The organism is Costertonia aggregata, assembly GCF_013402795.1.
Classification (GTDB): domain Bacteria; phylum Bacteroidota; class Bacteroidia; order Flavobacteriales; family Flavobacteriaceae; genus Costertonia; species Costertonia aggregata.
Genome location: NZ_CP058595.1, coordinates 3898562 through 3910334, shown reverse-complemented (window position 1 = coordinate 3910334; position 11773 = coordinate 3898562). Strand labels below are relative to the sequence as shown.

Below are 11773 nucleotides of genomic sequence, written 5' to 3'. Positions count from 1 at the left end.
GTTGATACATTTATAATTTTATTCATTGGTCTATACATTTATAATATACATTTAAGAAAATGACATCCTGTCAGTTTTTGTCGCTTGGCATATTGTTTGTCATTTATAAAATGGATTTAAAACAAGCACTAATATTTAAAATACATAGAATGAGCAAAATTATAGGAATAGATTTGGTACTACCAACTCCTGTGTCTCCGTAATGGAAGGTAACGAGCCAGTAGTAATCCCAAATGCTGAAGGAAAAAGAACAACGCCGTCTGTCATCGCTTTCGTAGAAGGCGGAGAGATAAAGGTAGGTGACCCGGCAAAAAGACAAGCGGTTACAAATCCGAATAAAACCATATACTCCATAAAAAGGTTTATGGGGAACAAGTTTTCCGAATCCAGCAAAGAAGCGGAGCGAGTACCCTACAAAGTAGTCAAAGGTGATAATGACACCCCACGTGTAGACATTGAAGGGCGTTTGTACACACCGCAGGAACTTTCTGCCATGATTCTTCAGAAAATGAAGAAAACAGCGGAGGATTATCTAGGGCAAGACGTCACTAGAGCTGTGATTACCGTACCCGCTTACTTTAACGATGCACAAAGGCAGGCTACAAAGAAGCTGGCGAGATTGCAGGATTGACCGTTGAGAGAATCATCAACGAGCCTACGCTGCATCTTTGGCTTATGGTATGGACAAGAAAGATACCGACCAAAAAATAGTGGTTTTCGACTTTGGTGGTGGTACACATGATGTTTCCATTTTGGAATTGGGTGATGGTGTATTTGAAGTGTTGGCTACCGATGGCGATACGCATTTGGTGGCGATGACGTTGACCAAAAGATTATCGATTGGTTGGCCGATGAGTTTAAAAAGGATGAAAGTATTGATTTGCGTGATGATGCCATGGCTCTGCAACGTTTACGCGAAGCTGCTGAAAAGGCTAAAATCGAGCTATCCTCTTCCGCGCAGACCGAAATCAATCTACCATATGTTACGGCCAGCTACCGGACCCAAACACTTGGTACGTACACTGACTTTGGCAAAATTCAATCAATTGATTGATGATTTGGTAAAAAGAACTATTGAACCTTGCGAAACACGCGCTGAAATCGGCAGGACTTTCCAAAAGTGATATCGACGAGATCATTTTGGTAGGTGGTTCCACAAGAATCCCTGCGGTACAGGAAGCTGTTGAAAAATTCTTCGGTAAAAAACCGTCAAAAGGGGTGAATCCCGATGAGGTTGTTGCCGTGGGAGCCGCAATACAAGGTGGAGTTTTAACAGGAGATGTAAAGATGTACTATTATTGGACGTAACACCACTTTCCCTCGGAATCGAAACTATGGGAAGCGTTATGACCAAGTTGATAGAAGCCAATACCACCATCTACAAAAATCACAGGTATTCTCTACGGCTGCCGATAATCAGCCTTCGGTCGAGATTCATGTATTGCAAGGGGAGAGGCCAATGGCAGCGGACAAATAAGACCATAGGACGTTTTCATTTGGATGGCATCCACCTGCTCCAAGAGGCACACCTCAAATTGAAGTGACTTTTGATATTGATGCGAACGGTATCATCAAGGTATCGGCCACGGACAAGGCGACCAACAAATCCCAAGACATTCGTATTGAGGCTTCATCCGGGTTAACGGAAGAAGAAATCAAAAAAATGAAGGCCGAAGCGGAAGCAAATGCCGAAGCCGACAAAAAGCGAAAGAAACAGCAGATAAGCTTAACGAAGCCGACGGAATGATTTTCCAGACCGAAAAGCAATTGAGCGAATTGGCGATAAATTATCGGAAGATAAGAAAAAGCCTATCGAAGATGCTTTGGCAGAATTGAAAACAGCTTATGAAACCAAAGATTTGGCTGTGATAACGCCGGCTTTGGATAAAATCAACGAAGCTTGGAAAGTAGCTTCCGAAGAAATGTACAAGGCACAAGCCGAAGCACAACAAGCTGGTGGAGCTCCAGAAGCTGATGCTACCGCTGACTCGGGAACATCTGAAGGTGACAATGTTGAAGACGTTGATTTCGAGGAAGTCAAGTAATATCATATAAACATAACATCGAAAAAGGAGCGGTATTTACCGCTCCTTTTTATTTTTTGCCATATCTTTTATTTTGGTTGAATCATTAAAAAGTAAATTTGTCCATATGATAAAAAACTACTTCCCATTTTTAGCATCCATCTTAACAAGCATTTTGACCGTGCTTGCCGGTAATATGGGTATTCCCAAGAACTGAAGGTTTTTAGGGTGTCTGATTTTGATTTAGAGGGTAATGTGAAGACCTGTTTGGTCATTACAGATTATGGCAGGGAAGAATTCAACTTTAACAAAAAGGTTTTTTAACCAAGTCGATTACCAGATATAGAATCTGACTACGATATTTCCCAATATACGTATGAAGCCGATGCCCTTATCGAAAAACGCATAGAAATTATCGTGATGGAAAATTTGATAGACAAACCTCAATTGCCCATACATATGAAATAGATACCACGGCAGTAGAAAAGTGACTGAAAAAATAATATCCTACAACAAGGATTTTTTGGGACAGTACGACTATGTGTTCGACACTGAAGGAAAACTCGTAAGAATCAAAAAACCAATAACCAAGGTATTGATGAACAGTTGTAGAGTATACGGATTACAAGGGAGAAGCGACCGTTAAATATATGTTGAACGGAGTTATTCAGAAATCTGTTCGCACCTCAAAAAAAACAAAAAAGGACAAGACTAAACAAAAATAGTTTTGACCAAGAACTTTTTGGAAGGGGAGCCACAAAACGCAACCGAGGAAATTTTTGAAAACGATAGGCTTACCTCAAAAATAAGTTTTATTTACAATGAGGTCAAGAAACAGTTTGTACCACAAAAAACATTGAGCTATACCTATAACGAAAAAGGCAAAGTATCTTCGATAAACCAAAACCGATGTAACGGAATCTGTTCAAGAGTATATCTATCAATATGACGCCAGTGATAGCGGTAATTGGGTAAAGCAATCATAACTCCGGATAATGCATATACCACTCGTAGAATACTATATTATGGGGATGGTATTGACGCCTCTGAGGAATAGTCAAAACAGATTTGATTTTATGCTTCCATTCTTCTTTCAATATGCCATAACAACAGGAACTTCTTCTAAAATCACTTTTGGTGATTACATTTTTCGCAAAATACCTTCTAAGGTCGCTCCTAATTTTTCAACTGCTTTTCTAGAGCGCGTATTACGCTCGTCAATACGAAATTCGACTTTTTCAAAAAGTAGTGTTTCAAAAGCATGACGTAGCATTAAAATTTCATTTGATGGTTAAAACCTGTTCCACGGGTTTCCGGTGCTATCCATGTCCATCCAATATGCAACACTTTATGGGTAGTATCTATCAAACCAAAGCGGGTACTGCCACAACGTTTTTTGTCTGTTTGTTCACGATTAAAAAGGTATCGATTTTTCAACCGACTTCTCATGCAAAGCTATTTTGATGTAATTTTTCAATTTTACTTGGGTAGAAACATCATTAGATCCAAATTGATATAGATCAACCTGCTGTGCAACGGGCCACAATCTTCCCAATGATTCAGGTTGCAGCGGTTCTAATCTTACCAGTTCATTTTCCAAAATTATTCAGTATCGATCATACCAAGTATTTATAATTTCTTTTTTCAATTCGTGTCCTCCATCAAAACAGTGCTAATGGCTTTTCCTTTAAAAAGTGTCTCGATTTTTTTTGATTCTGTCTTTAGTCTTTGTTCGTGAGAAATTCGTCCTTATTTCCGATTGATTATGTGAACGTCGGTTTCATTTTCACTCAAAAAATCAAAATTCTTCGGGCTGAGTTCATTGGGTATTACACCGGCATATAAAATCAGTTTTGAACATTTTAACTGTCGTTTTGCTACCCACCGCATAGCGATAGATACTCCCTGCGAGAATCCAAAAACAATTAAATTTATGTTATCCGGAATATTTTCGGAGCGCAATACGGCATCCAAATATGAAACTACGTTTTTGGTTTCCAAAACAGTATTTTCTTTGGTCAACCAACTGGCGCCGACATGTTTGTAATCGTTTTTCAAATAATATTTAGAAGGGGCCTGCGGTGCTATGATATAATTCTCTTCCACAGGTAGTTCGTCAAAATATTTGAGAAAATATCTACTTAAAAACCCGATACCGTGTAGTACTACCCATACATTTTTTAGTTTTTGGAGTTAATGTGTTTAGGCTTTCGTAAATGTTAACCGTTGTATAGGTAACCCGTTTTTCTTGTTTGTTCATAGTTACATCTAAAATAAGGGAAAGTCTTATGTTATATGAACTAATCCGTAATTTTACAGAAAATAAAAGATAATGAACGAATACAAAGCGAAAATCCTGAAGTATGTAATGAAACGTGTAAAAATACCTTAATGGAAACTTTGGATATTGAGTATATTGATGTTGGTGAGAACTATTTGACGGCAAAAATGCCAGTGACCTCTAAAGTGTACCAGCCTGATGGAGTTCTACATGGAGGGGCCACGGTCGCTTTGGCCGAAAGTGTAGGCAGTGCCGCATCCTATATTTTTTTGGATGCGCAAAAATTCTTCGTAAGAGGTCTTGAAATTTCGGCGAACCATGTAAAAAGTATTAAAGAAGGTGAAGTTTTCGCAAAAGCCACGATTGTACACAAAGGTAGGACCACACAGCTCTGGAACATACATATTACCGACGCGGAAGATAATTTGATTTCACTTTGTAAGCTAACCACAATTTCTTTACCTCGAAAGTGATATGTTTTCTGATTTCTTGAAAAAAATAGAAGAGCAATACCATAATAATTTGCCTTTTGTGGTCTACAGAAAGCCAGAAGATAATGAGGTCAAGGCAGTGTTTCAACATAATGACCATACACATAAGGTAGTGGACTATGCAGAAACGGGCTTTGTTTTATCGCCTTTTGAGTCCAGCGATGCAGCAATCTTAATATATCCCGACGAAACGTACTCAAGCACATATAGGGTAAATGTGGAAGAGAAAACCCTAAAGTTGAAAAATACGCCTTATTCTGATAAAGATGAGGAATTTCACATACAATTGATCAAAAAGGGTATTCAAGCCATAAAAAAGGGGGATTTTAAAAAGGTTGTTCTTTCCCGCGTGCTTCAAACTACCTACAAGGCTCCACCAGTAACTATTTTTCAAAGGTTACTGAACAATTATTCGGCTGCGTTTTGTTATTTGTGGTATCACCCAAAGATTGGATTGTGGTTGGGAGCTACCCCTGAGACTTTGATAAAAATCGAAAACGATACCCTTACCACAAACTCCTTGGCGGGAACTCAGCTTTTTACTGGTGATTTGAACCCCCATTGGGGACAAAAGGAAAAAGAAGAACAGCAACTGGTGACCGATTACATTGTCGAGGCCATCTCGGGTGCGGTCTCGGCCATTCAAATTTCAGATGTGCGATGCATAAAGGCGGGTAACCTTATGCATTTAAAAACAAAGGTTACATCTAAAATAGTTTCTGGTAAATTAAACGAAATCATCAGTAAAATACATCCTACACCTGCGGTTTGCGGTATGCCAAAAAGGCCTTCAAAAGCCTTCATTTTAAAAAATGAAAATTATCATAGGGAATACTATACCGGTTTTTTGGGAGAACTCAATATGAAAAAAGAACGGAATAGGACTGTGGGAAAGAATACCGAACACAAGGCCTATCGATTTCTGAAAAAAACTACTGAACTGTACGTAAACCTTCGTTGTATGCAGCTAAAAGATAATGCGGCCCATATTTATGTAGGAGGTGGTATCACCAAAGATTCTATACCTGAGAAAGAGTGGGAGGAGACTGTAAATAAGAGCAGAACAATGTTGGATATCATCACATAAGAAAACCATAAAAGAATTGGATTAAGATAAGGTTGGTTTGTATTTTTGTAGCAATGAAGCACTCCACCATTCCCGTTGCGCAAACCGTTGTTTACCATTGCAAACAAAGGGGAATAAAAAATATAGTGATTTCCCCTGGCTCAAGAAATGCCCCGTTAACAATAAGTTTTACCGAAGACCCTTTTTTTAATTGTTTCAGTATTGTCGATGAACGTTGCGCCGCCTTTTTTGCCCTAGGGATGGCACAGAATCAAAAACAGCCAGTTGTTGTGGTATGTACATCTGGGAGTGCACTTTTGAATTATTACCCTGCTGTATCAGAGGCATTCTATAGCGACATCCCGATAATTATCATTTCGGCAGACCGTCCTTTTTATAAGATTGATGTAGGTGATGGCCAAACCATTCGACAGGATAATGTGTTTGCACGCCATATCGGGTACTCCGCCAATCTAAAACAAGATGTTTCCCATGCCACAGACAGAATAAAGCGCTATGTACCGGAAATTTTGGGAAACGATAGCATAAAAGAAATTCAGCAAAACATACAGCGATACAATGATTCCGAATTAAATACCGCTTTCGGAATTGTATATGACAAAAGTGCACCTGTACATATAAACGTTCCTTTTGAGGAGCCACTGTACAATACGGTCGATAATCCAACAACTTCACCCATTGTAGCCATAGAGCATGTTGAACATGATGTTTTGAATGTGGAAGGCTTTAGGGATATTTGGAACGCTTCCAAACGAAAAATGGTTCTGGTAGGTGTTAACCACCCTAATATGGTCGACCAAGAATTATTGGATATATTGGCCAACGACCCTTCGGTCATTGTAATGGAAGAGACCACGTCAAACCTGCATCATCCGAATTTCTTTTCCAGCATCGACAGTATTATCGCTCCCATTGAAAAATCCAGTGATAATAAAATATTGTTCGAGCGATTACGACCGGATATACTGCTAACCTTTGGTGGGCTTGTTGTCTCAAAAAAAATAAAAGCCTTTTTGCGTGAGTTCACGCCAAAACACCATTGGCACGTAGACGAAAGGAAAGCATACGATACCTTTTTTTGTTTATCCCAACATTTTAAACATAATATAAATACGTTTCTTATTGAATTTTTAAGAGATTCCAAACATGTAGAAAGCGATTACTATCCATACTGGTCCAAGGTAAAGGCCAATTATGAAACAAAACGTGAGCAGTACCTAAAAGAAATCCCGTTTACCGATATGCTTGCCTTTGCGCATATCACCAAAACCATTCCTGAGGGCTATCAATTGCAATTGGCCAATAGTTCTACGGTACGCTATGCGCAGCTGTTTCATATAAAAGCTTCGTTGCATGTTTTTTGTAATAGGGGCACCAGTGGTATTGATGGGAGTACATCCACAGCTATTGGATGCTCTATTTTCAATAAAGCCCCAACGCTTTTGATAACGGGGGATTTGAGTTTTTTTTATGACAGCAATGCTCTATGGAATAAGTACATGAGACCGGATTTTAGGATTATCGTGATCAACAATTCAGGTGGAGGAATTTTCAGGATTTTACCAGGCAAGGAGGATAGTGAGAATTTTGAAACTTTTTTTGAAACCAAGCATGGGCTTTCCGCGGAACACCTTTGTAAAATGTATGACTTGGAATATACTAAGGCGCATACAGCGCATGGTTTAAAACTTGCGTTGGCGAACTTTTACGAAGATTCGGCGAGACCAAAAGTTTTGGAGATAAACACACCTAGATTATTGAACAACAAAATTTTGCTCGGTTATTTCGATTTTATATCTTAGAATATTATAAACCATTAACAAGAACACAAAATTATGAGCAGTAAAAGAGATGAATTAATTGAAAAGTATGTAGCGGATATAAAGGATAAATTTGGAGATACACCGGATAAAGACCTGCTTACCAAAGTTGCCATTGGTTTAGGCCCTGCCATCTACAATTTAGATGCATCCAAAGTGTCCGGTAGTGACGATGCGGAACTGGAAACGGTCAAAAACAATTTTCTCATAAAAAAGTTGGGCCTTTCCGATGGTCCTCAGCTAATGGAGGCCATTAAAAGTGTGGTAGAGAAGTATGGCGCGTCTGAGAGAAATAAACATAGGGCCGTAATTTACTACATGCTGGCCAAACATTTTGGAAAAGAATCTGTTTACAACTAGTAATCGTAAACAAAAAAACAAAAAGCCGTTCTGCCATAGAACGGTTTTTTTATACCCGTTTTTTAAAACTAACTTTGTTGCATGATAGAATTAGGAAACTATAATACACTACGTATTGAAAGGAGTACAAGTGTCGGTCTTTTTTTAGAGGATGATGAAGGTAATGAGGTATTGCTACCCAATAAATACGTACCTGAATCGTATGAGATCAATGATGACATCAGAATTTTCTGCTACTTGGATCATGAGGAAAGACCCGTTGCCACCACGCTGACCCCGAAAATCAAAAGGAATGATTTTGGTTTCTTGAAAGTAGCCGAAGTTAATAATTATGGCGCTTTTTTGGATTGGGGACTGGAGAAACAACTGCTAGTGCCTTTCAAAGAACAACGATTGACGATGCAAGAAGGGCAGTATTACCTGGTGTATTGCTATTTGGACGAAATTTCCTTTAGATTATTGGCATCCAATAAATTGGATAAGTTTTTAAGTAACCAAAACATAACAGTACGAATTCACGAGGAAGTCGATTTATGGGTTTCCCGAAAAACGGATTTGGGTTGGGAAGTAATCATCAACAAAAAGCACAAAGGATTGATTTTTTTTGATACTATTTTCAAACCTATTGCAGTAGGGGACACTGTAAAAGGCTATATTAAAAATATAAGACCTGATAATAAAATCGATGTTTCCTTACAGCCCATTGGGCAATTGGTGCTGGAGCCAACCGCTCAGAAAATATATGACGAGTTGGTAAGCTCAAACGGTTTTTTGGGCTTTAACGACAAGTCTGACCCAGAAGAAATTAGGCAAATATTTCAAATGAGTAAAAAAACGTTTAAAAAGGGTATTGGCACACTTTATAGAGAGCGTAAGATTAAGATTACAGAAAAAGGGATAGAATTGATTTAGCGATGTGTATTTTGCTCCTAATTAAGTGGAAATCAAATTTATACTACTAAATAACTTCTGTTTTATTGGAATTTACTTATTAAAACTTTTATTTTTGTGAAGTATTATAAAATTTTGGATTGCATCATTTTTTTTGATTACTTTAAACTTTTGACCCCCACAAAAACCAAAATACATGCCATTTATAGAAGAGAGCGATTTACTGGAATTGCATAAGGACATAGACAAGGCCCAAATAATCAATGAACGTTTACTAGACCAGATAAAAATAAAGAACAAAGAACTAAAGAAAAGTAAACTGCAACGAAACGTATTGGCCGGCATTACAGGCTTATTTTTAATAAGCACTCTGGCAATCACATCGTTTACGGCTGGTTTGAGCAGTTCCAACAGCTTTGACAATCAAAACAATCTTCTCGTCTCTATTGATAGTTTGGACGTAATCAAGTCCAGGATTGATAATTTGAAACAGCAAAACGATGAACTCAGCTTGGTCAACGAGTTTTATCTGGCCAAAAAATTTCTGGAAAAGGAAAAAGTATATTCTGTACAGGTAAAATCTTTTGTTGACAATAACGTAACTTTGGCCTCAAAAGCATTGACCAATACCATGTTTGTCAAGACCAACCCTTTCTATTCTTATTCTTTGGGAAATTTTGAGACACTGTCCGAAGCCCAACTATTTAGAAAACAACTTGTAGACATGGGCTTTAACGATGCGTTTGTAGCATCTTATAAGGATGGGAAGCGTATCCAAATTGAAGACCCTTATTAGTGTCTAAATTTAAAGCATGGGTAAATGCGGCGCGGTTGAGAACGTTGCCTTTGTCCATATCAGGTATCTTGGTCGGTACGGCATTGGCAAACTTCTACGGATACTCCAATACCGTTATTTTTATTCTTGCACTGTTAACTACAATAGGGTTTCAGGTTACTTCAAATTTTGCGAATGACTACGGTGATGGTGTAAAGGGAACCGACAATGATGAACGTATAGGCCCAAAGAGGGCCTACCAAAGTGGACTGTTATCTAGAAAAGAGTTGAAAAAGGGCATTATTGTTTCAATAATGATAAACCTTGTGTTGGTGCTGTTCGTTGTTTATTTTTCATTCGGTACCGAAAATTTGGACAATACCCTAGTCTTTTTGATTTTGGGTTTGGCTAGTGTTTGGGCTGCTATTAGATATACTGTTGGCAATTCTGCCTATGGCTACAAAGGTCTAGGTGATGTTTTTGTTTTTTTGTTTTTTGGTCTGTTGGGTGTGGTCGGATCTATGTTTTTGTTCACTAAAAATGTTACTCTTTTGTCCTTTCTTCCAGCTATCGCAATAGGTACATTAAGTACTGCTGTACTTAACCTCAACAACCTTCGAGACCATATTTCCGATAAAAAATCGAATAAAAATACGCTAGTGGTTTTTATGGGTTTTGAAAATGGAAAGGTATATCACTATGTGTTAATATTGGTAGCCTTCATATGTATGCTATGTTTCACGCTTTTGAACAAAGGGTCATTAGTAGGCTATGTACATTTATTGGCATTTATACCCATGTTTATACATTTGATCAAAGTTTACAAAACAGAGGAGCCTAGGTCTTTGGATGTAGAATTGAAAAAGTTGGCACTCAGTACTTTTCTTCTTGCTCTATTGTTTTATTTATGTTATAATTATTTTTTGTAATTTTGATGATAAACCACCTAAAAAACTACTGCCTTGGAACAACCCATTAGGATTCTTATTGTAGAAGATAATGTTATTATAGCTGACGATATGCAATCTATGTTGGAGGAAATCGGCTATGAAATAGTAGACAATGTAATCGTATATGAACAGGCCGAAGAAGTCTTAAAAACCAAGGAAGTAGACCTGGTTCTCATCGATATTATTTTGGCATCGGACAAAACAGGAATTGATTTGGGAAAACATATTCGTGAAAAGTATAACATTCCTTTCATATTCGTTACGTCGAACTCCGATAGGGCCACCGTAGAAAATGCTAAAACGGTAAAACCGAATGGATATTTGGTTAAACCGTTCGAACAGCAAGACCTGTATACGTCCATAGAGATTGCCCTTTCTAATTTTGATTATTCGGAAAAAGGTTCGCCTAGTGATGCACCCGGTGCCAGTGAAGATACCGTTGTTTCCAATTCCGTTTTAAAAGATTCGATATTCGTTAAAAAACAGCACTTGTATTACAGAATCCAATTTGGTGACATTCAGTTCATAAAAGCCGATAACGTATACTTGGAAGTAAATACCGTTGATAAGAAATTCTTAGTGCGTTCCCCTTTAAAGGATTATTTGGAGAAGTTACCCAAAAACAAGTTTTACAGGGCGCACAAATCCTACATAGTCAATGTTGATCATATTGATGCGATCAATTCAAAGGATATTATGATCAATAATAATCTTATACCCATATCAAAAGATTTCAAGGAATTTATTATTTCTGCCATGAACTCATAGCGATAACACATTCTCTGAAAATATATATAGCCTATACTTTACCGTATGGGCTTTTTTATGCAATCTATTAAGTGTTCAAAAAATCGATAAAGTGTAAAATGAAAAGCATGTACTTCATTTCACAACAGTATTTATCACATACACAACAATAATTAAATAGTAACAATACTTCGCCCTAAATTTGAACTCAAGTTAAGAGACCCAAATCTTACCATTTTCATAAACTATTCAAAAGGCTATGCTATATTGCATGGTCTTTTTTGTTTTGATCATATTGGCAACAAAAATTTAATAAAACCGTTTTATAATCCTATGTTTGGGTTCAA

The 11773-nt window shown here is 37.7% G+C and carries 11 protein-coding genes and 2 pseudogenes; 10 read left to right on the top strand and 3 right to left on the bottom strand.

Features of this window, described 5'->3' with window-relative positions; translation table 11 throughout:
- Positions 1–149 precede the first annotated feature (149 nt).
- A pseudogene (gene dnaK, locus HYG79_RS17990) lies at positions 150–2045 on the top strand (molecular chaperone DnaK).
- Between the two features lie 706 nt (positions 2046–2751).
- Positions 2752–2973 (top strand): hypothetical protein, encoded by a 222-nt coding sequence (locus HYG79_RS17985; protein ID WP_179243445.1) that lies wholly within the window; start codon positions 2752–2754, stop codon positions 2971–2973.
- Positions 2974–3165: 192 nt separating this feature from the next.
- Here the strand turns inward: HYG79_RS17985 and HYG79_RS17980 are convergent, their stop codons facing one another.
- The 3 genes from HYG79_RS17980 to HYG79_RS18110 all read right to left on the bottom strand — a co-directional run bounded on the left by HYG79_RS17980 (position 3166) and on the right by HYG79_RS18110 (position 4130).
- Positions 3166–3297 carry a GNAT family N-acetyltransferase gene (locus HYG79_RS17980; RefSeq protein WP_179243444.1) on the bottom strand — a complete coding sequence of 44 codons (132 nt, stop codon included), beginning with the start codon at positions 3295–3297 and terminating at the stop codon, positions 3166–3168.
- The gene (locus HYG79_RS17975; RefSeq protein ID WP_179243443.1) at positions 3297–3473 is read right to left on the bottom strand and encodes a GNAT family N-acetyltransferase; all 177 of its coding nucleotides are present in this window, start codon (positions 3471–3473) and stop codon (positions 3297–3299) included. Before HYG79_RS17975 ends, HYG79_RS17980 begins: the two co-directional genes overlap by 1 nt.
- Before the next feature lie 300 nt (positions 3474–3773).
- The gene (locus HYG79_RS18110; RefSeq protein WP_228027901.1) at positions 3774–4130 is read right to left on the bottom strand and encodes an alpha/beta hydrolase; all 357 of its coding nucleotides are present in this window, start codon (positions 4128–4130) and stop codon (positions 3774–3776) included.
- Between the two features lie 226 nt (positions 4131–4356).
- Here HYG79_RS18110 and HYG79_RS17965 point away from each other — a divergent pair.
- From HYG79_RS17965 to HYG79_RS17930, 8 genes and pseudogenes are all read left to right on the top strand, one after another.
- A pseudogene (locus tag HYG79_RS17965) lies at positions 4357–4778 on the top strand (PaaI family thioesterase).
- A 1-nt stretch (position 4779) separates the two neighbouring features.
- Positions 4780–5883: a chorismate-binding protein gene (locus HYG79_RS17960; RefSeq protein ID WP_179243441.1), complete on the top strand. Its 1104-nt coding sequence runs from the start codon at positions 4780–4782 to the stop codon at positions 5881–5883.
- Positions 5884–5936: 53 nt separating this feature from the next.
- Positions 5937–7685 (top strand): 2-succinyl-5-enolpyruvyl-6-hydroxy-3-cyclohexene-1-carboxylic-acid synthase, encoded by a 1749-nt coding sequence (gene menD / locus HYG79_RS17955; protein WP_179243440.1) that lies wholly within the window; start codon positions 5937–5939, stop codon positions 7683–7685.
- A gap of 33 nt (positions 7686–7718) precedes the next feature.
- A complete protein-coding gene (locus tag HYG79_RS17950; protein ID WP_179243439.1) occupies positions 7719–8063 on the top strand; it encodes a DUF2853 family protein in 345 nt (114 codons plus the stop codon).
- 81 nt (positions 8064–8144) lie between these two features.
- Positions 8145–8975, top strand: a complete 831-nt coding sequence (locus HYG79_RS17945) for a CvfB family protein (protein ID WP_179243438.1) — start codon at positions 8145–8147, stop codon at positions 8973–8975.
- Positions 8976–9150: 175 nt separating this feature from the next.
- A complete protein-coding gene (locus HYG79_RS17940; RefSeq protein ID WP_179243437.1) occupies positions 9151–9750 on the top strand; it encodes an SPOR domain-containing protein in 600 nt (199 codons plus the stop codon).
- On the top strand, positions 9750–10658 hold the full coding sequence (menA, locus tag HYG79_RS17935; protein ID WP_179243436.1) for a 1,4-dihydroxy-2-naphthoate octaprenyltransferase: 909 nt from the start codon (positions 9750–9752) through the stop codon (positions 10656–10658). The genes HYG79_RS17940 and menA overlap by 1 nt, the downstream gene beginning before the upstream one ends.
- A 33-nt stretch (positions 10659–10691) precedes the next feature.
- Positions 10692–11447: a LytR/AlgR family response regulator transcription factor gene (locus HYG79_RS17930; protein ID WP_179243435.1), complete on the top strand. Its 756-nt coding sequence runs from the start codon at positions 10692–10694 to the stop codon at positions 11445–11447.
- The last annotated feature ends 326 nt before the right edge of the window (positions 11448–11773 follow it).

Coding starts and splice junctions, on each gene's coding strand:
- HYG79_RS17980 (WP_179243444.1), bottom strand. CDS start 3,297: ATGCTACGTCATGCTTTTGAAACACTACTTTTTGAAAAAGTCGAATTT.
- HYG79_RS17975 (WP_179243443.1), bottom strand. CDS start 3,473: ATGAGAAGTCGGTTGAAAAATCGATACCTTTTTAATCGTGAACAAACA.
- HYG79_RS17960 (WP_179243441.1), top strand. CDS start 4,780: ATGTTTTCTGATTTCTTGAAAAAAATAGAAGAGCAATACCATAATAAT.
- menD (WP_179243440.1), top strand. CDS start 5,937: ATGAAGCACTCCACCATTCCCGTTGCGCAAACCGTTGTTTACCATTGC.
- HYG79_RS17950 (WP_179243439.1), top strand. CDS start 7,719: ATGAGCAGTAAAAGAGATGAATTAATTGAAAAGTATGTAGCGGATATA.
- HYG79_RS17945 (WP_179243438.1), top strand. CDS start 8,145: ATGATAGAATTAGGAAACTATAATACACTACGTATTGAAAGGAGTACA.
- HYG79_RS17940 (WP_179243437.1), top strand. CDS start 9,151: ATGCCATTTATAGAAGAGAGCGATTTACTGGAATTGCATAAGGACATA.